This window comes from Rudanella lutea DSM 19387 (assembly GCF_000383955.1).
Taxonomy (GTDB): Bacteria; Bacteroidota; Bacteroidia; order Cytophagales; family Spirosomataceae; genus Rudanella; species Rudanella lutea.
In genome coordinates this window covers 3,355,333-3,376,630 of record NZ_KB913013.1, presented here as the reverse complement: position 1 = coordinate 3,376,630, position 21,298 = coordinate 3,355,333, and the positions used below count along the sequence as shown (strand labels likewise).

General features: G+C 52.3%; 20 protein-coding genes. 3 read left to right on the top strand and 17 right to left on the bottom strand.

Features of this window, described 5'->3' with window-relative positions:
• Positions 1–71 precede the first annotated feature (71 nt).
• The 16 genes from ftsZ to rplM form a co-directional block, all read right to left on the bottom strand.
• On the bottom strand, positions 72–1,553 hold the full coding sequence (gene ftsZ, locus RUDLU_RS0113860; RefSeq protein ID WP_019988988.1) for a cell division protein FtsZ: 1,482 nt from the start codon (positions 1,551–1,553) through the stop codon (positions 72–74).
• 32 nt (positions 1,554–1,585) lie between these two features.
• Positions 1,586–2,956 (bottom strand): cell division protein FtsA, encoded by a 1,371-nt coding sequence (ftsA, locus tag RUDLU_RS0113855; protein ID WP_019988987.1) that lies wholly within the window; start codon positions 2,954–2,956, stop codon positions 1,586–1,588.
• Entirely contained in the window at positions 2,953–3,726 is a 774-nt protein-coding gene (locus RUDLU_RS0113850; RefSeq protein WP_019988986.1) for a cell division protein FtsQ/DivIB, read from the bottom strand. Before RUDLU_RS0113850 ends, ftsA begins: the two co-directional genes overlap by 4 nt.
• Positions 3,727–3,759: 33 nt before the next feature.
• Positions 3,760–5,145, bottom strand: coding sequence for a UDP-N-acetylmuramate--L-alanine ligase (gene murC, locus RUDLU_RS0113845; RefSeq protein ID WP_019988985.1), 1,386 nt, complete (start codon positions 5,143–5,145; stop codon positions 3,760–3,762).
• A gap of 75 nt (positions 5,146–5,220) precedes the next feature.
• Entirely contained in the window at positions 5,221–6,309 is a 1,089-nt protein-coding gene (gene murG / locus RUDLU_RS0113840) for an undecaprenyldiphospho-muramoylpentapeptide beta-N-acetylglucosaminyltransferase (RefSeq protein WP_019988984.1), read from the bottom strand.
• Positions 6,310–6,415: 106 nt separating this feature from the next.
• Complete coding sequence (locus RUDLU_RS0113835; protein WP_019988983.1) at positions 6,416–7,582, bottom strand: FtsW/RodA/SpoVE family cell cycle protein; 1,167 nt, start codon at positions 7,580–7,582, stop codon at positions 6,416–6,418.
• Positions 7,583–7,674: 92 nt separating this feature from the next.
• Complete coding sequence (murD, locus tag RUDLU_RS0113830; protein ID WP_027303044.1) at positions 7,675–9,015, bottom strand: UDP-N-acetylmuramoyl-L-alanine--D-glutamate ligase; 1,341 nt, start codon at positions 9,013–9,015, stop codon at positions 7,675–7,677.
• 71 nt (positions 9,016–9,086) lie between these two features.
• Positions 9,087–9,419 (bottom strand): large-conductance mechanosensitive channel protein MscL, encoded by a 333-nt coding sequence (mscL, locus tag RUDLU_RS0113825; protein WP_019988981.1) that lies wholly within the window; start codon positions 9,417–9,419, stop codon positions 9,087–9,089.
• 124 nt (positions 9,420–9,543) lie between these two features.
• A complete protein-coding gene (locus tag RUDLU_RS0113820; RefSeq protein WP_019988980.1) occupies positions 9,544–10,497 on the bottom strand; it encodes a DUF3078 domain-containing protein in 954 nt (317 codons plus the stop codon).
• 55 nt (positions 10,498–10,552) lie between these two features.
• Complete coding sequence (locus tag RUDLU_RS0113815) at positions 10,553–11,377, bottom strand: mechanosensitive ion channel family protein (protein WP_019988979.1); 825 nt, start codon at positions 11,375–11,377, stop codon at positions 10,553–10,555.
• Positions 11,370–11,555, bottom strand: coding sequence for a hypothetical protein (locus tag RUDLU_RS0113810; RefSeq protein WP_019988978.1), 186 nt, complete (start codon positions 11,553–11,555; stop codon positions 11,370–11,372). The genes RUDLU_RS0113815 and RUDLU_RS0113810 overlap by 8 nt, the downstream gene beginning before the upstream one ends.
• A 12-nt stretch (positions 11,556–11,567) precedes the next feature.
• Positions 11,568–12,167: an RNA polymerase sigma factor gene (locus RUDLU_RS0113805; protein WP_019988977.1), complete on the bottom strand. Its 600-nt coding sequence runs from the start codon at positions 12,165–12,167 to the stop codon at positions 11,568–11,570.
• Positions 12,168–12,329: 162 nt separating this feature from the next.
• On the bottom strand, positions 12,330–13,163 hold the full coding sequence (gene tsf / locus RUDLU_RS0113800) for a translation elongation factor Ts (protein WP_019988976.1): 834 nt from the start codon (positions 13,161–13,163) through the stop codon (positions 12,330–12,332).
• Positions 13,164–13,359: 196 nt separating this feature from the next.
• Positions 13,360–14,199 (bottom strand): 30S ribosomal protein S2, encoded by an 840-nt coding sequence (gene rpsB / locus RUDLU_RS0113795; RefSeq protein ID WP_019988975.1) that lies wholly within the window; start codon positions 14,197–14,199, stop codon positions 13,360–13,362.
• Positions 14,200–14,380: 181 nt separating this feature from the next.
• On the bottom strand, positions 14,381–14,767 hold the full coding sequence (rpsI, locus tag RUDLU_RS0113790; RefSeq protein ID WP_019988974.1) for a 30S ribosomal protein S9: 387 nt from the start codon (positions 14,765–14,767) through the stop codon (positions 14,381–14,383).
• Between the two features lie 75 nt (positions 14,768–14,842).
• The gene (rplM, locus tag RUDLU_RS0113785; RefSeq protein WP_019988973.1) at positions 14,843–15,286 is read right to left on the bottom strand and encodes a 50S ribosomal protein L13; all 444 of its coding nucleotides are present in this window, start codon (positions 15,284–15,286) and stop codon (positions 14,843–14,845) included.
• Positions 15,287–15,553: 267 nt separating this feature from the next.
• Between rplM and RUDLU_RS0113780 the strand changes: the two genes are divergently transcribed.
• Positions 15,554–17,755 carry a 3-hydroxyacyl-CoA dehydrogenase NAD-binding domain-containing protein gene (locus RUDLU_RS0113780; RefSeq protein WP_019988972.1) on the top strand — a complete coding sequence of 734 codons (2,202 nt, stop codon included), beginning with the start codon at positions 15,554–15,556 and terminating at the stop codon, positions 17,753–17,755.
• Here RUDLU_RS0113780 and RUDLU_RS0113775 read toward each other — a convergent pair.
• The gene (locus RUDLU_RS0113775; protein WP_019988971.1) at positions 17,752–19,476 is read right to left on the bottom strand and encodes a DUF6044 family protein; all 1,725 of its coding nucleotides are present in this window, start codon (positions 19,474–19,476) and stop codon (positions 17,752–17,754) included. The two genes, RUDLU_RS0113780 and RUDLU_RS0113775, sit on opposite strands and share 4 nt — an antisense overlap.
• A gap of 134 nt (positions 19,477–19,610) precedes the next feature.
• Here RUDLU_RS0113775 and pseF point away from each other — a divergent pair, with 134 nt between their 5' ends.
• On the top strand, positions 19,611–20,321 hold the full coding sequence (gene pseF / locus RUDLU_RS0113770) for a pseudaminic acid cytidylyltransferase (protein ID WP_019988970.1): 711 nt from the start codon (positions 19,611–19,613) through the stop codon (positions 20,319–20,321).
• Complete coding sequence (gene pseG, locus RUDLU_RS0113765; protein WP_019988969.1) at positions 20,321–21,286, top strand: UDP-2,4-diacetamido-2,4,6-trideoxy-beta-L-altropyranose hydrolase; 966 nt, start codon at positions 20,321–20,323, stop codon at positions 21,284–21,286. Before pseF ends, pseG begins: the two co-directional genes overlap by 1 nt.
• The last annotated feature ends 12 nt before the right edge of the window (positions 21,287–21,298 follow it).

The window sequence follows — 21,298 nt, the reverse complement described above, 5'->3', positions numbered from 1 at the left end:
TGAATGACCCATCTACACGAAAAAGCCCGCTCGAAGTTATTCGAGCGGGCTCAGGAGGTATGTTAGTCGTCTTAGTCGCCCAACCGGTACCGCACCAGCTCCCCTTCCGGGATCAGCTGCATGTCGTACAAGGCAATTTTATGACGCAGGTAAGCCGGTGTTTCGAGATCACGCTCGGGAATCCGGTTATTATAAAAATCGTCGATCATCCGCTGGATATGCTCATTGTCGCCAGCGTTGTGCACTTCAATCAACACCTCAGGCGTGATTTTGTGCGTCTGCGGCATCCGGTCGCCCCGGCCGGGCACCACAATCACATCAGCACCCACGTTCACCGAGCGAGTTGGAATCTGGTCTTCAAACACGCCGGGGAGCGCCTTTTCGTTCGCTTCCTCTTCAATGGCGGCCAATACCAGTTTCTCCGACTCAGCGCCCCCCAGTTCAATTGGGGCCTCTGCCACAGGCTCCTCGTCGCGGGTTGCTACTGTCGTCTTTTCGTCTCGGGCATCTGTCTTTTTGTCGTCTACGTTCTCGCTGGGGGTTATGCCATTGGGCGTCAAAATCTGCCCAATGTCATTGATTGGCTCAAAGCCAGCGGCAATAATCGTGACCCGCAACTTAGAGCCCAGAGTCTTGTCCACAATGGCACCAACTTTCACCATTTTGGCCTCGGCCTGGATTTTCTCGGCCACGTACTTCGAGATGATGGTCATCTCGTTCATTTTCATGGCGTGTTCTTTGCTTGAGGCAATCGTCAGCAGGACTTTTTTGGCCCCGCGAATGTCACGATCGTTCAACAAAGGCGAATTGAGGGCAGCTTCAATGGCCGACAGCGCCCGGTTTTCACCGTCTGCTTCGGCCGACCCCATCACCGACTGACCGGCATTGCTCAACACCTTCTTCACGTCGGCAAAGTCGGCGTTGATATCCCCCTGAGTGGTGATGATCTCGGCAATACTTTTCACCGCATTAGCCAGCACGTTATCGGCATGACCATAGGCTTCGGTCCAGTCGAGATCGCCATAAAGCTCGGCCAGTTTATCATTCAGTACCACCAGCACCGTATCGCAGCTTTCTTTGAGCCGCTCGATGCCTTTCATGGCCTGTTCTTTCTTTTCAGTGCCTTCGTACCAATACGGTGCCGTTACAACAGCCACGGTCAGCAGCTTCAGTTCACGCGCCACTTCGGCCACAACCGGTGCAGCCCCCGTACCCGTACCACCGCCCATACCGGCCGTGATAAAGACCATTTTGGTTGGTGCAGCCAGCAGGTTACGAATCTCGTCGATTCCATCGCGGGCGGCTTTCTCACCGGCTTCGGCCTCTGTACCAGCCCCCAGTCCGTCGCCCAACTGAAGCTTAGTCGGAACAGGAGAGGCCATCAGTGCCTGCCGGTCAGTATTGCAAACGGCAAAACTGACGTCTTTAACGCCCATTTTCCACATGTGCTTAACGGCATTGCCGCCCGCACCACCCACACCAATGACCTTGATGATCGGGCCGTTTTCGTCCGGAATTTCGTAAGCGTATCCGTGATCAAGCATCGTGTTCATAGGGTGTCAGTCGTTCTGGTATGAGGTACAAGTTAATAGGTGTCCTTCTTTTCAATGAAATCATCACTTGAAAAGATCCGTTTAAGTTTGGCGAACCAGCCTTCTTTGGGGGCCTCTTCGGGCTCTGCAGCAGGCCGGTACGGTTGTTTGGCCGTTGGTGGAGTACTGGCTTTGGGGGCTTCAGAGGTCCGGGCGGGGTCGCTGATAAAGCTTACTCGCTCATCGACCTGCCGGAAACCAGCCCAAACCAAGCCCAATGCCGTTGCGTATGCCGGATCGCTCACCAGATCAGCCCGGCCGTTGTGCTCCAGCCACTCGGGGTAACCCACGCGTACATCCATCCCCGTGACCCGCTTAAAAATGGCCTCGATGTTGGGCGTCGATGCGGTTCCTCCCGTCAGAACAATACCCGCCAGCAGTTTATGCTCAAAACCTGACCGCAGAATTTCGGCCTGTACCAATGCCGCAATCTCCTTCAGCCGATCTTCCATGATGAGCGACACATTCCGCAGCAGCACATCCTTATGTTTGCGATTGACCAACCCCGGCACCGAAACTACCTCGTTCAGGCGGCTATCGGTCGGGTTAGCATTCCCAAACTGTACTTTGATCTGCTCGGCATGGTTGCTCAATACCTTGCACCCTTGTTCAATATCGTTCGTCAGGCTGTTGCCGGCCCACGGTAAAATCGAAATATACCGCAACACATTGCGGTGATAAATAGCAATATCCGTTGTGCCGCCACCAATGTCGACCAGCGCCACGCCAGCCTGCTTTTCGTCTTCGGTCAGCACAGCCATTCCCGACGCCAGCACCGACAGCACGAGCTGATCGCGTTTCAGGGAGCTATTCGCGGCCCGCTCAATGCACTTCTTGGTGTTCAGTGCGGCATTGGCCGGGGCCATAATAATCTGAAAATCGGCCCCCAGCTTTACACCATTCCGCCCTACGGGGTCTTCAATACCCGGCTCACTATCGACCGTAAAGTCCATGGGCAATACATGCACGATTTCGTTACCCGGCGGAATTACCGTCTTGTACATATCGCGCAGCAAATGATCGATGTCAGTCGGTGTTACTTCGTCGCCGGGCGAACTCCGGGTGATACTGCCGATCTGACGACGCGCACTAATGGTGTTGCTACTAAAACCAACGTTGACAATACCAATGTCTATATCAGCCTGATTACCAGCCTCTTCGATAGCCTGGTTAATGGCTGACACCGTTTTGTTTATATTGACCACGGAACCCCGCGTTACACCGCCCGATTCTACACGTCCGACACCCAGAACCTCCAGCGTGGGAAAGTCCTTATTACGGATCAGCCGACCCGCAACCGCACACACTTTGGTGCTGCCAATGTCAAGTCCAACAACTATTTTATCATTCATCGACGCTGTCATTCGCACACGATTTGATTTCGGTACTGCACGTTCACCCGACTGTATCGATCCCATCCCCGCGAGGAAAGGATTGATTTATAGAACAATTTCAACTTCTTAAACTTCAATTCCAAATTAATGGGCAGGCCCATTTCAATCCGATGCTTGCCATACGTCGGCCACATCGTGACGGCTCCCTGCGCATTCACGTCAATGTCGGTAACCTGAGCCTGCCAGAAGGCATCGTTCCGAATCATGGTCAGCAACTCAATCAACCCGCGACTACTGGAGTCGGTCAGGCTGGTATGTTTGGTGAAGTACGCACCCGATAGTATGGGTACGCGCACGGTGTGGTTCATCGAAATCGGAAAGAACCGTCCCTCTTCGCTTACATACTGCCCTTCCAGGTACCCCAGGCTGTTATCTGACGATATCAACCGGGCCAATGGCTGGGGCTGCTGGATGCTGACGATCAAGTTACCCATCAAGTCACGCGAGACCTGACAATTTTTCACCAACCCGTGCCGTTTGAGCCGCTGCTCCAACTGCCGAAAGTCGATCTGGTCAAACGACTCGCCGATCACCGGATCGCTGCCCTCGTTGGTCAGGTAACCCGTTACATCCCGGCGGGTCAGAAATTGATGCCCATCCACTTTGTCGAGCTTCACCACCACCTCGCGGCAATGCTTTTGCTCCTGCCGAGCCTCTGTAAATGCAATGACGGCGAACAGAGACAGACCGCCCCCCAGCGTCCAAAGCCACTTTCTTTTATGGTTAAAAGTAGAAAACATCTGGCTTTAAGGTCGACAAAACTGGTAATATATTTATTTACTGGCTAAAAGGCTATCCTTGAGTACCGGGAGCATCTGATCAATGTCGCCAGCACCAATCGTAACCACTACTGCCGGGGACTTTGTTTCCCGCACAACGCCGGTCAGTTCGGCTTTGGTGCACAAATTTGCTGTTTTCGACTGTACGTTCCGCAGGATAAGCTCCGAGGTAACTCCCTCGATGGGTAACTCGCGGGCCGGATAGATGTCGAGTAAGCGTACGTGGTCGGCAAGAGAGAGGCTTTCGGCAAACTCATCGGCAAAGTCGCGAGTGCGGGTAAACAGGTGCGGCTGAAAGATAGCCGTAATCTCCCGTTCGGGGTACAATGCCTTCACCGACGACAGAAACGCCTTGACCTCTTCGGGGTGGTGCGCATAGTCGTCGATCAGGATAGCGTCTTCAGTTTCCAGAATATACTCGAAACGGCGCTTAACCCCCCGATAGGTGCTCAACCCATCGCGGATGGCCTCGGGCGATAGACCGAGGGTGAGGGCAACGGCTCCGGCAGCAATCGCATTTTCGACGTTGTGAAAACCCGGCACCATCATTCTGATATCCGTAATTACTCCGCCGGGATACACCAAATCAAACACGAACCGGGCCTTTTCGATGCGCAGATTCTGGCTGTGATAAAGCCCCCCGTGCAATGAATACCCCCGAACTTCTGCTTTGGTCTGCCCAGCCAGGGAGAGCCCCTCCTTCTGGAAAAAGACCCCGCCCGCGTCGATCTGACTCACAAAAGCGCCAAACGAATGCAGCACGGCATCTTTGTCGCCATAAATATCGAGGTGATCCGCATCGGTCGACGTCACGATGGCCAATTGCGGGTAGAGCGTCAGAAACGACCGGTCGAACTCATCGGCCTCTACAACGCAGATAACCTGGCTCAAGTCGTCGGCGGGTTCATTGAGCAGGAAGTTTGTTCCGTAATTCTGCGTGATACCGCCCAGAAAAGCCGCACAGTTTACGCCCGCATCACGGAGTATGTGGGCCACCATGGATGAGGTAGTTGTTTTGCCATGGGTACCGGCTACAGCTACGGTTTTCATTCGACCCGCCAATAACCCCAATACCTGCGACCGTTTCTGAATCTGAAAGTTATTTTCTGTTAAGTATATATACTCAGCATGATTTTTCGGTACAGCTGGTGTGTACACAACGAGAGTTTGGGCCGGGTTCTCGCGGAAGTGAGCGGGAATCTGATCCACATCTTCCGTAAAGTGTACAGCCATTCCTTCGGCCTGTAACACATCGGTTAAGGCCGTTGGCGTTTTATCATAGCCAGCCACTTCGTAGCCATTGACCCGAAACCATCGAGCCAGTGCGCTCATACCAATTCCTCCGATACCGAGGAAATAAATGTACTTGAATTGATCCATACCTAAAGCGGAAAAGAGGTGGGGGCCTTTTTGCTTACGCAAAAGTAACCATAGAATCACATTCTCCTTTCGTATCTATTTTAATTTCATAATTTCCTGTGCGATATCCCGACCAGCATCGGGCCGGGCAAGCAATTTGATCTGACGGGTCAGAATAGCCCGCTGATCGGCGTTACCGAGCAGGCTCAGCGCTTCGGTCACCAGGGTAGTGCGGGCCTGGCTATCCTTAACCAGCAAAGCCGCATTCCGATCCACGAGGCTCATAGCGTTTTTGGTTTGATGGTCTTCAGAAGCCGCCGGAAACGGTACCAGAATAGCTGGCCGACCGACAATACAAAGTTCTGAAACCGACAAAGCCCCCGCCCGCGACACTACGGCATCGGCTACGGCATACGCCTGATCCATCTGGTAGATAAAATCATATGGCTTAATCAGCTCAGAGCCAGTTGCCTGCACAGCCGCCCGTGCCCGCTCGATGAACGCCGGCCCCGTTTGCCACACTACCTGCACACCTGCCGCGATGAACTGCGGCAGTCCCTGTTCGATGCTTTCGTTGATGGTTCGCGCACCCTGACTACCGCCAATAATGAGTATCGTAGGTTTGTTGGGATCCAACCCAAACGCCTGCCGCCCTGTCTCAAGCTGCGTGTCGGCCAGCTGAATATCTTTCCGAACCGGGTTGCCGGTCAAAATAATTTTTTCGGCAGGAAAAAACGCTTCCATCCCCGGATACGCTACGCAAATACGTTTGGCCCAGCGTGCCAGCACCTTGTTGGTTAGTCCGGCGTAGGAATTTTGTTCCTGAATAAGCACCGGAACCCCGGCCATACTGGCAGCCAGCAAGGTAGGCCCGCTGGCATACCCACCCACGCCCACCGCTACATCGGGGCGAAACCGACGCACGAGCTGACGCGCGCGCCAGAGGCTGCGCCCCAGTTTGAGCGGAAATGCCAGATTGTCGAGTGTCAGTTCCCGCTTGATACCTACCACCGGTAACCCCTCGATCCGGTAACCCGCCCGGGGCACCTTCTCCATTTCCATCTTACCCTCTGCGCCTACAAACAAAATATCGGCGCCTGGGTCAATGGCTTTTAACTCGTTGGCAATAGCAATAGCCGGGTAAATGTGCCCACCTGTGCCTCCACCGCTGATGATGATTCTCATCGGAAAAAAGTTTACAGTTTACAGCCCTCTGTTTTCAGTTCCTAGTGGCTTATCGTTTGACTCGCTTCGTACCACTGTTCCCTGGAAACCGAAACCTGTAAACGTTTTATAATTTGCTTTCGTCGGCCTCATCCCGACTCACACTCAATACAATCCCGATGGCTGTTCCGGTAAACAGTAGCGATGTACCACCCATACTCAGCAGCGGCAACGGCAACCCTGTCACAGGAGCCAGCCCTACTGCTACCGCCATGTTGATAATGGCCTGTAGCACGATACTGAATGTCAGTCCGGCCGATAGTAATCCTCCAAAAGGTCGGGTACTTTTCCGGATGGCCCGAAGCCCCCGCGCCAATAACCACAGGTAAGCAGCTACTACAGCTATACCTCCAATCAAACCGTATTCTTCCACGATAATGGCAAAAATAAAGTCGGAGTAAGGGTGGGGGAGGAAGTTGCGCTGGTGGCTCTGCCCCGGCCCCTGCCCTGTAATGCCGCCATTGGCCATCGCAATGTAGCCCTGATGCTGCTGGAATACAGTGGGGTCGTCGACATCCTTTCGCTTTTCGTTATTGGCCGAGCCCTGCAACTGCCCCACGAACGTTTTGATTCGGTTGGTGGCAGTACCCAACCGCTGTCCGAGCACCAGACCGATGCCTCCTAACACAACGCAGACCACCACCATACCCGCCAGATAGCGAGTCGGCACCCGCCCAATGTACATGAGCAGAAAGCAGGTGAGCCCCAGCAGGAGTGCCGTAGACGTGTTGGAAAGTATGATAAGGGCGCAGATAGCCCCGATCCAGACAATCATATTCACCAATACGCGGGGCTCGTAGACCACGCGCTGACGCTTGGCCAGCATAGCCGCCAGATTGGATATTAAGGCCAGTTTGGCTAAATCCGACGGCTGGAACGTCTGGTTAATGAGCGGGATTGTTACCCAGCGCGACGCGTCGTTGAGATTGGTTCCCTTAAAAAATGCCCACAGCAAAAGCGGCACAGAAAGCCACATCCCAAACCGCGACAGGCGGGCGTAGTACACGTAGTTGATCCGGTGCGCGAAGTACATACACACCAGCCCCAGCAAGACCAGCGAGCCGTGCTTGAGCAAATACGACTCCGTATTGCCCTGCATTTTCTGGTAAGCCATGGTGCCGGTAGCACTGTACACCACCAGCACGCTCATGATGGACAAAAACAAAACCACCCACCAAATCTGGCGGTCACCCTTGAGGTTGTCCCGTATCCAATCGCGAAGCGAAAAGGTCATAATTTGTGTGTAGAGACGCAAGTATGCGTCTCATTAGCGTCAGCAAAAATTAGAACAAAAGCCATCCGGTCAGGAGACGCAAATATGCGTCTCTACAGGGCTTTTACTGCTTGTTTGAATTGTTCGCCACGGTCTTCATAATTGCGGAAGAGATCGAAGCTGGCACAGGCTGGCGACAACAGTACCACCTCGCCGGGGGCTGCCCATTCGAGCCCTTTCTGCACGGCTTCGGTCATACTTTGCGTTTCGAAAATCTGCGGTACGCGTCCCGTGAAATGGGCGACTAACTTCTGGTTATCCACGCCCAGACAGATCAGCCCCTTCACTCGTTCGCTCACCAGTGCATCAATCTGGCTGTAATCGTTGCCTTTGTCCTGCCCACCAGCAATCCAGACGGTGGGCGTGGTCATGCTAGCAAGAGCGTAAAATACCGAATCGACATTAGTCGCTTTGGAATCGTTGATGAACGACACCCCGTTTATTTGACCCGCCGGTTCGAGCCGGTGCGACGCGTTCTGGAACGTACGAAGCCCCTGCGCTATGGCGTCGGCCGAAACCCCAACCGACTGGGCCGCCAGTATGGCCGACAACATGTTGATGGCATTGTGCGGTCCTTTCAATGGCAAATCGGCAACCGGGAGGGTAAACGCATGATCACCATTCTGCGCCACCAGTTCACCGTTCTGAAAATAGCCGCCGGGGCTCAGTGCTCGCTCCAGCGAAATAGGCAAATGGCGAGCCGGTATCGACCGTTTGGCCAATTCGCGTTTAATGGGTTCGTTTCCGTCGAAATAAATGAAGTCATCGTCAGACTGCATATTCTGCACAATCCGAAACTTCGAGTCGACGTACTGTTGAAATTCGTAGTTGTAGCGATCCAGATGGTCGGGGGTAATGTTCAGCAACACCGCTACATTGAGCCGGGTATCGAACATATCATCGAGCTGGAAGCTACTGATTTCCAACACAAACCAATCAAATATATCGTTAATCACCTGCTTGGCGAAGCTATCGCCAATGTTACCCGCGAGCCCGACATTCAGGCCAGCGGTTTTCAGCAGGTGATAAATGAGAAGCGTGGTCGTGGTTTTACCGTTGCTTCCGGTAATACCAACCAGCCGGGCACGGGTGTATCGGGCCGCAAACTCAATCTCCGAAATAACGGGCGTCCCCTGAGCTTTCAGCTTCTGCACCAAAGGTACCGTGCCAGGAATACCGGGGCTTTTTACCACCAACGTAGCCTCCAATACGCGCTCTTCGGTGTGCGTACCTTCTTCAAAATCGATCTGGTTTGCCTCCATTTCGGCGCGGTATTGCTCTTTGAGGCCTCCCCGGTCAGAGAGAAATACGTCGTATCCTTTGGCCTTACCCAGCAGAGCGGCTCCAACACCACTTTCTCCGCCACCCAGAATTACTAATTTCTGCCTATCCATACGGGCAAAAATACGCAAAACAAAAAGCCCCGACCGCGATGGCCGGGGCTTTTGATCGTATTTAGGTCGAATTACGCTTTCGACTCGGGGCTCTCCGACGCCCGCAAGCGGTTAGCTGCTTTTACAACCATGAAAATAACCCAGGCAATAACCAGAAACTGAATCACCACATTCACGAAATTTCCGTACCGAATGGCCACTTCGGGCGTTTCCCCAACGGCTTCTTTCAACACAAGTTTCAACTGGCTGAAATCAATACCGCCTATTGCAAGGCCCAGAATTGGGTTGATAATGTCTTCGACGAGCGAAGTCGTGATTTTGCCAAAGGCAGCCCCAATAACAACCCCTACGGCCAAATCCAGAACATTACCCTGAGCGATAAACGTGCGAAATTCTTTTAACATACCAGGTAGCTTTTAAGATGATTAACAGGACTTTGAGACGGCGAAATATATGAATAGTCTACAAGCTTGCCGACATTTTAACAGTTATTTCATCACTCTCTGCCTCAATACCCTGCCGAGCACCTTACTTCTTGCGGAATGTGGTCACGTTATACGACAGGCCAATAGCCAACGTTTGCTGCAGCTGCCAGTTCTCTGAAAAATCCTTGTCGAAAAGCGCAATTACTCCCAGCGTAGTGCTGAGGTACTTATTTATTTTAGCCGCAACAGTCAGATCGAGCCGATGATCAATCGCATCAAGCGTCTGGTAGTTGGCATACGTCTGATAGCGGGCGTTGATGTTAATATTGTCCGTAATATTTTTGTTTAACGCGGCCTGAAGCTGCAATGCCAGCCACTCTGTCCGGACAGATTTGCCAGCCACCACCCCAAAAGCAGTAGCGGTTGGGTCGGGCCGCACGATTCCGTCGGCACCGGCCCGTACCCGTACGGCATCGTCGGCCACGAACGTAAACCGGGGCGCAAATGGACTCAGTCGGAGCGAAAACCAGTCGTTTGGCCGGTACGCTACCCCCCAGGCAAAGGTCAGTTGAGCTGGCGCGAAAAAGCCGGAGATCTGCTGCCGGGTACGATTGGCAGGTAGTTTGTCGTATTGATAACCGGGAGCAAAAAACGTGTTGAAAGTGCCCGATGCAAACATATCCCACTTGGGGGCAATCTTTTGACCCAGCACCGAGTTGAGAAACAGCTGATCGGCAGCTTTGCGGCTCAGACCTCGCTGATTCACGTAGCCAAGCTGAAAATCGCCCGTATTGTCCCACGACGTTCGCCCCTTTTCGTATAACGCGCGGGTACTGATCACCAGTCCTAAGGCTACGGAGTTGATACCGCCCCCCGTCCAGTTGCTAAACGAAGCCTGATTGAAATTAGCCCCCCCGCTAAATGATCGCTGCCAATAGGTGGTATCCTTTTTGACTTTAAGGGTATCGCCAAAATTTTGAGTGACCACAGGCGTCTCCTGCGCCCGTGCCGTGCCGATGGCTAGTAAAGCCAGTCCAGCCAGTATACTCTTTTTCATACAATTATGGTGGTTACTCTTTTACAAAAGACCCCGCCTGTGGGCGGGGTCGTACTCAAAACACTTGCACTTTTTGCGATTGTAGCGCCTGCAGCGGAATAATCGTGGTGGTTTCGCCTGTTTGCAGCGTCAGCGAGGTATTATCAATACTGATGATGGTACCTTTCACTTCCTCAATCTGAATGATCTGACCTTCTTTGAAGCGGTTTTTCGAATAGAATGAGGACAGAATATTAGCCATTACATCGCGGGAAGCAATACCGTAGCCCACCGCAAACGCGAAGATGATTCCCCCAATCAGCAGGTTAAAGCTCGACTCCAGCAACTCGGTATTGATACCAGCCTGCCCCAAAGCGCTGATTATGGTGATGATCAGGAAGAAGAAGAACACAATCATGCCGAGCAACTTCCCAGAGGCAACCTTAAACGTCTGGCAGATAGAGATGACCGCTTTTTTCAAGGCATCGGCCAGCAGTACGCCAATTTGCAGCATAATTGCAGCCGCCACCAGCTTGGGGATAAAATTGACCAGCGACAGCACCATGTTAGTAATGGCGGCAATACCCAGTGTCTCGGTCGCTGCGGTAATAAATACCAACAGAATAAAATAGTAGAGTACTTTGGCAACGATCTCGCTGAGCTTGATCTCGGTTTGCAATTGCCGGATCACATCAATATCATTGAGTTTATCGCCGATTCGGTCGAAGCCCACTTGTTTGAGCACCCGGCTTACGATAGCCGCCACCGATTTGGCCACCAACACCCCAATGGCCATAATAACAATTGCCCCGATCAGCTTGGGTACAAAGTCAACAAATTGATTGATCAGGGTCTGAAACGTGTTAATCAGGATTTCGGTAATGTTAGGTAAATTACTCATCGACGGTGGTTGGTGATACAGGAGAAGAAAACATCTGGGAAATAACGTTCAGGAAGTCGCCCACGTAGAGCTCAGTTACCCGCAAACTGTTTCGAATCAGGTCAATCTCCGAAATCAGCTCATCTTTCAGATTTGGCGGGCAAATATCTTCGGGTTCGAGCTCTTTAAAGTTCTGCATGGGTACACAAGGTTAGAAGCGCAGAGGCCATTTCGTAGTTATATATTTCAGGGCCAGCAGAAGCCACATCACGATTCCCTCCAGATAGTGTTTGCGCAGTTTATCTTTCGCTCTTTTTAAGCGCATTTTAACTGCACTCTCGGTGATGTTCGACATGTCAGCGATGTCGCGGATACTGAAATCGTCCTGATATTTCATCATCAACAGACTCCGCTCATCGGCATTCAGTCGGTCCATTGCTTTTCGCAACCCGGCTGCTTCCATCTCGGCTACTTCGGCCTCGTCACTATCCCCATAATCGGGCAAAAGCTCCATGTTTTCAGCAAGCACCTCGCCCCCCCGACGCACCCGAGTGTGATCAGTGCAGTAGTTGTAGGTCACTGAGAAAAGCCAGGTCGAAAACTTCGCCTGCTCCTTGAAACCGCCCAATTTGGTAATCAGCTTCAAAAAAATGTCGTGCGTAAAGTCTTCCGCTTTCGCGGGATCTTTCGTAAACGATAGACATTTACGATACACTTTATCGCAGTAACGGACGTACAACGCTTCGAAGTACTGGTTCCGTTGCGTCTCGACATAAAGACGTACCAGCTCTTCGTCTGACAACTGTTTCATCGGTGGAGATTGCCCTATAAGACCGGGATAAGACCAAAAAGTAACGCGGTTCTATGTAGAAGGTTGGGCGAGGGGAGACTCAAATATACTAACCTATCTGTATACAAACAAAGGCGCCCAACCGGTATCGGTTGGGCGCCTTTACGTTCTATGAGTTATGGCTTAGCCGATAGCGACCCGCTTGAACGACGTGATCGTCAAGCCTTTCGACGTTTTGTCGAGCAGTTGTGCAATCGTCAGGGAGCTGTCTTTCACAAACTCCTGGTTCAGCAGCGTGTTGTCTTTGTAGAACTTGTTCAGTTTACCAAGAGCAATCTTCTCGAGCATAGCTTCGGGCTTACCTTCGGCACGAGCCTGCTCTTTACCGATCTCGATTTCGCGCTCCACAACCGTGGCATCAACACCGTCTTTGTCGAGAGCCAACGGCTTCATAGCGGCTACCTGCATGGCTACGTCGCGGCCTACTTCGGCAACATCAGCACCGTTGGTGTTCGTCATAGCTACCAACACACCCAACTTACCGTTTGAGTGGATGTACGATACAACTTTCTCGGCTGACACGTTTTCGTAAGCGACAACGTCGATTTTCTCACCGATTTTACCCATCAGATCCGTAATGTGCTCCTGCAGGGTGCGGCCGTCGGCCTGTGCTGTAGCCAACAGAGCCTCTTTGCTGTCTGCATTGGTCGAAACAGCGGATTCGATTACTGCATTGGCCAGATTCTGGAAGTCAGCGACCTTCGAAACGGGTTCTGTCTCACAAGCCAGGGCGATAATTTTACCGTTGTTCCCTTCGGCGTTCACCTGAGCCAGTACGATTCCTTCTGCGGTCGTGTTGTCGGCCCGCTTGTCAGCGATTTTCTGACCCTGCTTCCGCAGAATCTCTTTCGCTTTTTCGAAATCGCCATCAGCCTCAGTCAGGGCTTTTTTGCAGTCCATCATACCGGCTCCGGTCTCTTGCCGAAGTTTGTTTACGTCTGCTGCCGTAATTGCCATAAGAATTGTATGTGTATTAAACGATTGTCAAAAGAAACCGCACCCGTCGATCGGATGCTAATTATAATGAAGTAGCCCATAGCGGCTGACTACGGGCTACTTTTTTAGTTTACAGTTTTCAGTTTTCAGTTGGCTAACGTCTGATCATGACGCTTTGCGTTAACTGAAAACGGAAAACTCTAAACTGAAAACTGTATTATTCTGGCTGCTCGTCGGCAGCTTCGGCTACAGGGGCTGTAGCTTCGGCGGCCGGAGCCTCATCGGCACCTTCGGCAGCGGCCTGGCGCGAATCGCTGGCACGCTTTGCCTCTTCTTCTTCCTGCAGACGCTGATCGTCTTTATCCTGCTTCCGCTCCATCAGACCTTCTTCGATGGCCTTACCGATGGCAAGCGTAATCAGAGCAATCGACTTGTAGGCGTCGTCGTTTGCAGGAATCGGGAAATCAACCTCATCAGGATTCGAGTTCGTATCGCACATGGCAAACACAGGGATACCCAGCCGCTTGGCTTCGGCCACCGCAATGTGCTCGCGCTTTACGTCCACGATAAACAGGGCGGCAGGCAGACGGGTCAGGTCTACGATACCACCTAATACACGATCTAATTTTTCTTTGTCACGCGACATCGTCAGCCGCTCCCGCTTGGCAATGTTGCTGGCCGTTGTTTCGTCCTTCAACATTTTGTCCAGTGTCTGGAGCTTCTTCATCGACTTACGCACGGTAGCGAAGTTCGTGAGCATACCACCCAACCAACGGTCGGTTACGTACGGCATTTTCAGACGACGCGCTTCTTCCGTTACGATCTCCTGAGCTTGCTTCTTGGTAGCAACAAACATCACTTTCCGGCCTGAGCGAACAATACCTTTGATGGCGTTGCAAGCGTCGTCGAGGCTGGCGAGTGTTTTGTTTAAGTCAATAATGTGGATACCGTTCTTCTCCATGAAGATATACGGAGCCATCCGGGGGTCCCACTTACGCGTCAAGTGGCCAAAGTGCACACCAGCGTCTAAGAGGTCTTTATATTCAACTTGTGCCATTTTCGTTTTGAAAATATGGTTTTGATAATGTGTACGCAGCACCGTTCGTCGGCATCATCTAAGAACGGTCTGGACGAATTTTTTTAAAGTTTTCAGTTTATTGTTTACGGTTTGCAGTTATGCGAAGCGGTTTATAGGCGCAAGCCAACTGAAAACGATAAACAGAAAACCGTAAACTCTATTAACGCTTGCTGAACTGGAACCGCCGACGGGCCTTGGCACGTCCGTATTTCTTCCGTTCAACCATACGCGAGTCACGCGTCAGGAAGCCCTCTTTCTTCAGAGCAGGGCGGAACTCAGCATTCAGTTCAACCAGTGCCCGTGAGATAGCCATACGCGTAGCTTCAGCCTGACCGGTGATTCCACCGCCCCGAACGTTTACTTTCACGTCGTATGCGCCTATTCCGTTGACACTCGTAAACGGCTGGTTCAAAATGATTTGCAGAATTTCAGATGGGAAGTACTGCTTGTACTCTTTTCCATTCACCTGAATGTTTCCGTTACCGGCCGACAGATACACGCGCGATACGGCGGTTTTCCGGCGACCAATGGCATTGATACGGTCCATTTTTTAGATGTTAGACGCTCAGACCTGACCCCTACACGCTTCACAGCGTACAGCTATATGGCCCGAGACCGCTATTTAGAGTTGAATTTCTTTGGGTTGCTGTGCAGCATGCGGGTGCTGTTCGCCAGCATAAACGTGCAGGTTGCCGTACATTTTCCGACCGAGCCGGTTTTTAGGCAGCATACCTTTAACGGCCATTTCAACAAGGCGCTCAGGGCGCTTCTCGAGCAATAACCGGGGCGTAGCGAAACGCTGACCACCGGGGTAGCCGGTGTGGCGTACGTAAACCTTGTCGGTTAGTTTCTTACCCGTCAGGCGCACCTTATCGGCGTTGATGACGATTACATTGTCGCCACAGTCAACGTGGGGCGTGAAGTTGGTTTTGTGTTTGCCGCGGATTACAGAGGCAATTTTGCTGGCCAGCCGACCCAACACTTGTCCCTGAGCGTCAATCACAACCCAGTCCTTCTGCACCGTATCGCTATTGGCGGAGATGGTCTTATAACTGAGTGTATTCACTGTTTGTATTGATAATTGGTTGATTGCTAAGAATTTGCGCCAAAAAAGACGCACCCCGCCTAAAAACGGGAGTGCAAATATAGATGATAGTAGACTGAAAAACAAGTAGAAAGCAGAAGGAATGAAGGAAGTGAGGAGGTAGGAGCGAGGAGTGAGAAGTTGCTGGCGCGTAAGCAATACTCGTGCGTCAGCAACTCCTCACTCCTCGCTCCTACCTCCTCACTTCTACTATCTTTGTTTTATTCTTTCTTCAAAAACTAAAACCATATGCCCGAAATCCAATACACCGTCGACCGGGATGTCGCTCTGATCACCTGGAACATGAGTTCGTCACCCATGAACGTACTCAACGACCAGTCGATCCCCCAATTTGAAGCCGCCCTACAACAGGCCTATGCCGACGAGGCCGTCAAAGGAATTATCGTCACTTCGGCCAAACCCGAATTTGTAGCCGGGGCCGATCTGAAGATGATTCTTCGGAACAACGATAAAGAACCTGCCGAAATGCTGAAGGTATCAGCCGAGCTGAACCGGATTTTCCGGCAAATGGAAGTGTGCGGTAAGCCCGTGGTGGCCGCCATCAACGGCACAGCCCTGGGGGGTGGGTATGAAATCTGCCTGGCTACACACTACCGGGTGGCTCTGGACAATCCAAAGACGCAGATTGGCCTGGTGGAGGTAACCATTGGCCTGCTACCGGGTGCAGGCGGTACGCAACGGCTCCCACGTATGATCGGGATGCAGGCTGCCCTGATGCTCATCACCGAAGGCAAAAAACTGGGTGTTCAGGAAGCTAAAGCGCAAGGCCTGATCGACGACATTGCCCCTACCCCAGACGCGATGATGGAGATGGCCCGCGCGTACATTGCCGCCAACCCAAACCCGGTAAAGCCCTGGGATCAAATTGATAAAAAGACAGGCAAAATTGTAGCTCGCGACAATTTCAAGGTTCCCGGTGGCAACGTGCAAAGTCCCGTAGGTGCGCAGATTTTCACGGCGGGCACGGCCATGCTGATGGACAAAACCCGTGGCAACTACCCCGCTCCGCTCGAAATTATGGCCTGCGTGTACGAGGGGCTTCAGGTAAACATCGACCGGGCGCTGGTAATTGAAGCACGGCATTTTGTAAAAGTAGCCACCTCCAAAGTAGCCAAGAACCTGATCGGAACGATGTTTTTGGGCATGAACGAGGCCAACAAGGGTGCCAGTCGCCCCAAAACAATTCCGAAAACCGACGTTCGGAAAGTGGGGATTCTGGGCGCGGGTATGATGGGCGCGGGCATTGCTTACGTATCGGCGCAGGCGGGTATTGAGGTGGTCCTGAAAGATGTATCGCTCGAAGCCGCCGAAAAAGGAAAAGAGTATTCTCGCGGGCTACTCAAAAAAGGGGTGGAACGCGGCAAAGTAGACCCGCTGAAGGTCGACGGTATTCTGAGCCGAATTAAGCCCACGGCCGATTATGTCGATATGCAGGGGTGCGACCTGATTATTGAAGCCGTTTTTGAAAATCGCGAACTCAAAGCGCAGGTGACCCGCGAGGCCGAGCCCATGCTGGCGCAGGACAACCCCGCCGGGCCGGGCGTATTTGGCTCAAATACCTCGACCTTGCCCATTTCGAGCCTGGCCGAAGCCGCTGCCAAACCCGAAAACTTCATCGGCATTCACTTCTTCTCACCCGTCGACAAGATGATGCTGGTCGAAATTATTATGGGTGCGCAAACATCGGACTATGCCCTGGCCGTAGCAATTGACTACACCCGCAAAATCCGCAAAACGCCCATTGTCGTGAACGATAGCCGGGGCTTTTACACCTCGCGCTGCTTCGGCACGTACTCTGCCGAAGGCATGGAATTGTTGAAAGATGGGGTGTCGCCCATTCTGATCGAAAATGGCGGCAAAGATGCCGGTATGCCCGTTGGACCGTTAGCCGTAACCGATGAGGTTGCGCTCGATCTGGTCTACAAAATTTCGGGGCAGGGTATCAAAGACGGGGCTTTGAGCGAAACCGACACAAGCTATCAGGTGGCCAAACAGTTTGTAGAACTGGGCCGACTGGGCAAAAAAGCCAAAGCAGGCTTCTATGAGTATCCCGAAGGAGGTTCGAAAGCTCTTTGGCCCGGCCTGGCCAAGATTTTCCCGGTATCAGATACGCAACCAACCATCAACGAAGTGAAAACCCGCCTGTTGTACCGGCAGGCCATCGAAGCCGTTCGGTGTTTTGAAGAGGGCGTGGTGCTGACAAAGCTCGATGCCGACCTGGGCTCTATTCTGGCGTGGGGATTTCCGGCTTACACGGGGGGCGCCCTGTCGTTTGTCGATTTTGTGGGCGTAAAAACGTTTGTCGAAACCGCCGACCGACTGGCCGACACCTACGGCGAGCGATTCCGGCCCACCGATACGCTGCGGGCTATGTCCGCCCGTGGCGAAGGGTTTGCGCAAGCGGCCAAACCAGCTCCGGCGGTGGGTTAAGCAGGGGGTACCTCGTACACCCACACGCGCCAGTAGCTATCCGAATCGTTGAATATACCGACTTGCCGCCAGCCCAAACTGGCGGCATTTTTTATGGATACGGCCGAAAGAATGTACCGGCCGCCCATCGCTCGAAAAGCCGTATTGTTGAATGCCAGATTATTGACAATCCGTTTATCGGTTTTGCCAATCAGGGCATTCATACGGAGTTCGGCCGGGAACACGTAGCAGCGATTTCCGTAGGCGTTGAAATACGGTCGGATAGCCCAGGCTGTCGGCTTGGCCCATTCGTCGGCCATCAATTGCCGAAACCGATGTTTGTAGGGCAGTGGATAATTGTTCTGATAACTATCGAGCGTATAAAATCCGTTTAGCTGAGCGACGATTGGGTGCATACCGATACTCACGACCCGGTAATCACTCATAGGTTGCGGCAATGCCTGCCGGATACGCGCGAACAGATCAGGGGCGTAAAAAGCCCGAAACGAAGGCGAACGGGCCGGCCGGGGCATACCCACCAGCACACGGGCATTGGTAAGCCACTCCGCATTGTGAGTCAGCGTCAGGTAGAGCTGCCCGCCTATCAGCCCGATCAGCAAACTACGTCTCCACCCGCCCAACAACTGCGCCCACTCGGCCAGGAGTACCCCCAGCAACAACGTCCACAGAAACGGCAACAAAAAATAAAACCGGTCGAGCTGAAAGATGGTCAGGATTCGTTTGTTAGTCCCCGCCTGGCTCAGAAGCCACGGGTACAGGCCATGCAGCAGACAAATAGACCCAATGGCCACCATGAGCCATACCGGCAGTCCGCGCCAGCGCCCTGTTATGAACCGGGCCAGCCACAAAAACGCAATGAGCCAGGTAGCAAACGTGCCTGCATGATACTGCCCATACTCAAACAGCAGCCGGGCATGAATCAGGCCGTTGCCCAATTTGGCCGACACCAGAGCCGCTTGGTTGTACTCGCTGCGGTGCGACACAAACTGCCCGGTCAGGTACGCCCGAATCATCGGAAAATCGACGAGTCCGTAGAGAACCGCCAACAGAACCAGACCCAGCCAGTACGGGCTATTGAACCGACGGCTTTGCCCCCATTGAACCAAGCCAAGCAACGCCAGCCCAACCAGTGCATACAGCCCCGACCGGACCAGAAACGAATAAAATGGAAAACCCAGAATGATAAGCCAGCCCGCAACGCCCGGCCGACGGTAGAAAAGTTGCAGAAACGCCAACAGAAGCAGTGGCTGCCCCATTACCGACAACCCGTAGTTGGTGTACGTCGGAATAAGGGCAAACACCAGAGCCACCCCGATTGCCAGCCACTGCTCGCCGGAGCGGTTCAGAACGTACTGCCGCTGAAGCACGTACATACTCACCAACCCGATACTGTGCACGACCAGAAAATTGACCAGAATAGCCCAGAATGGGGGCAACAGCGCAAAGAGCCATACCGACACGTACAGCCCCGAATGCATTGCCGAACGGGGCAGCCCGTTCATGATGGTTGGCACAATGGCATTGGCCCCAAAACGAAACGCCTGCCCCGATTGCACCAGTGGCCCAAACTGGTATGAGCTATCGTCCAGAAAATCATGAATGGTGAAATAGGCATCCTGCCCAAGCCACCAGTACGGTGCATACGAAGCCAGCAATATCAGGACACCCACCAGCACCGGCCAACGTTCCTGATGCCAGCGAAACGGTTGATAGCCAAACATGCCGCAAAGTTGGCGAAACTCTGCCGAGAAGAGATGTCATCTTGTTTAGGAAAGATGACATCTCTTTACAAGCCACCTTCTACCCAGATGACATCTTTCCCAACAAGATGTCATCTGGGGTTATCTTTGCCCGCATGAATAACGTTGCCATTATCACAGCCCGGGGCGGCAGCAAACGGATTCCGCGCAAAAACATCCGACCGTTTTTGGGCAAACCCATCATTGCCTACGTTATCGAAGCGGCCCTGCAATCGAGGCTGTTCGACGAGGTGATGGTGTCGACCGACGATGCCGAAATTGCCGAGGTGGCCCGGCAGCATGGAGCCGTCGTCCCGTTTATGCGCAGTGCCGAAAACGCCGATGACTACGCTACCACCGTCGACGTGATTCTGGAAGTGCTCGATGCATACCGGGCGCAGGGCAAGACCTTCAATCACGTCTGTTGTTTGTATCCAACATCTCCCTTTATCACAGTTGATATCTTACAGAAAACGCACGATGCGCTCATTGAAAAAGGTGTCGCTATTATTTACCCGCTTCAACGGTTTCATTTCCCGATACAACGAGCGTTTTTTCTGAACAAAGAAGGTTTAATCGAATGGGCAGATCCGGCAGCGTTTTTGAAACGTTCTCAGGATCTGGCGGTGGCTTATCATGATGCGGGCCAATTCTATTGGTTTGATACGAAGCAACTTTTAGCTGATCGGAAACTGACTGGTTTATCGGCAGGAGGTGTTGAGATTGGTGAGATGCAGGCCCACGACATTGATTCGGAGGAAGACTGGAAGATTGCCGAATTTAAATACCTATTGCTGAATCAGCAGCAATCTAAAATTGAGGAGTAATGCGCTCAATTCTATTTCGTGCCGACGGAAACACCCAGATTGGGATGGGGCATCTCATGCGCAGTTTGGCGTTGGCTATTATACTTGGGGATGCGTTTAATTGTCGGTTTGCCATCTGCCAGCCCACACCGGCAGTCAATGCGTTACTATTGGGGCATGGGTTTCCCGTGCTATCCTTAGATACTCAGCATATCGACGAGCTAATACCGCATACTCAGGCCGAAGATATTTTGGTGCTGGATGGGTATCATTTTGATGAGGCTTTTCAAAAAGTATTGCGCGGTAAGGTCCACAAACTTGTCTTTATTGACGACCTAATGCGTGGGCACCAGGTCGCGGACGTAATTTTGAATCACACAGCGGGCATCCCTGCTACAGAATACGAAGCAGAGCCGTACACCCAGTTTCTACTTGGCCCTCGATATGCATTGGTGAATCCATTATTCAAAGCTGCCCGGCTTCATACATCCGCAAACGATATACTGATAAATCTGGGCGGGGCTGACATCCAGAACATATCCCACACCCTTACGGAGTGGCTTATTAAGCATTACCCCAAGTGTTCTTTGCGAGTTGTATTAGGAAGCGCCAACCCACATGTTGCAACATTTTCAAACTTTCCGCAAGACCGGCTCACCGTATTGCAGAGTCTGTCTGTTGCTCAAATGGCTCATGAAATAGACCATTGTCGATTAGCCATCGTCTCCTGCAGCACTATTGCATACGAAGTAGCTTCTGTTGGCCGTCCTTTTATCGGTATTTTAACCGCAGACAACCAAAAGCGATTAGCACATTTCTTTGTTCAGGAGGGGTTAGCTTTGGGGGTTCTGGAATTACCCTTAAAACCATCAAGGCTATTTCCTCTTTTAAACCGCAACGGTTTTGACGAAAGTGTCGAACGACAACGGCATTACCTCGACGGACTATCCGGCCAACGACTCAGAGAGTTTTTTCAAACATTATAAACTGACATTGAG

Bases quoted from the DNA above. Each gene is read 5' to 3' on its own strand.
- murC (WP_019988985.1), bottom strand. From the start codon at position 5,145: ATGGATCAATTCAAGTACATTTATTTCCTCGGTATCGGAGGAATTGGT.
- rpsB (WP_019988975.1), bottom strand. From the start codon at position 14,199: ATGGCACAAGTTGAATATAAAGACCTCTTAGACGCTGGTGTGCACTTT.
- tsf (WP_019988976.1), bottom strand. From the start codon at position 13,163: ATGGCAATTACGGCAGCAGACGTAAACAAACTTCGGCAAGAGACCGGA.
- RUDLU_RS0113775 (WP_019988971.1), bottom strand. From the start codon at position 19,476: ATGTTTGGCTATCAACCGTTTCGCTGGCATCAGGAACGTTGGCCGGTG.
- ftsA (WP_019988987.1), bottom strand. From the start codon at position 2,956: ATGACAGCGTCGATGAATGATAAAATAGTTGTTGGACTTGACATTGGC.
- murG (WP_019988984.1), bottom strand. From the start codon at position 6,309: ATGAGAATCATCATCAGCGGTGGAGGCACAGGTGGGCACATTTACCCG.
- pseG (WP_019988969.1), top strand. From the start codon at position 20,321: ATGCGCTCAATTCTATTTCGTGCCGACGGAAACACCCAGATTGGGATG.
- RUDLU_RS0113835 (WP_019988983.1), bottom strand. From the start codon at position 7,582: ATGACCTTTTCGCTTCGCGATTGGATACGGGACAACCTCAAGGGTGAC.
- mscL (WP_019988981.1), bottom strand. From the start codon at position 9,419: ATGTTAAAAGAATTTCGCACGTTTATCGCTCAGGGTAATGTTCTGGAT.
- RUDLU_RS0113850 (WP_019988986.1), bottom strand. From the start codon at position 3,726: ATGTTTTCTACTTTTAACCATAAAAGAAAGTGGCTTTGGACGCTGGGG.
- RUDLU_RS0113810 (WP_019988978.1), bottom strand. From the start codon at position 11,555: ATGCAGAACTTTAAAGAGCTCGAACCCGAAGATATTTGCCCGCCAAAT.
- ftsZ (WP_019988988.1), bottom strand. From the start codon at position 1,553: ATGAACACGATGCTTGATCACGGATACGCTTACGAAATTCCGGACGAA.
- murD (WP_027303044.1), bottom strand. From the start codon at position 9,015: ATGGATAGGCAGAAATTAGTAATTCTGGGTGGCGGAGAAAGTGGTGTT.
- RUDLU_RS0113820 (WP_019988980.1), bottom strand. From the start codon at position 10,497: ATGAAAAAGAGTATACTGGCTGGACTGGCTTTACTAGCCATCGGCACG.
- rpsI (WP_019988974.1), bottom strand. From the start codon at position 14,767: ATGGACCGTATCAATGCCATTGGTCGCCGGAAAACCGCCGTATCGCGC.
- RUDLU_RS0113815 (WP_019988979.1), bottom strand. From the start codon at position 11,377: ATGAGTAATTTACCTAACATTACCGAAATCCTGATTAACACGTTTCAG.
- RUDLU_RS0113780 (WP_019988972.1), top strand. From the start codon at position 15,554: ATGCCCGAAATCCAATACACCGTCGACCGGGATGTCGCTCTGATCACC.
- RUDLU_RS0113805 (WP_019988977.1), bottom strand. From the start codon at position 12,167: ATGAAACAGTTGTCAGACGAAGAGCTGGTACGTCTTTATGTCGAGACG.
- pseF (WP_019988970.1), top strand. From the start codon at position 19,611: ATGAATAACGTTGCCATTATCACAGCCCGGGGCGGCAGCAAACGGATT.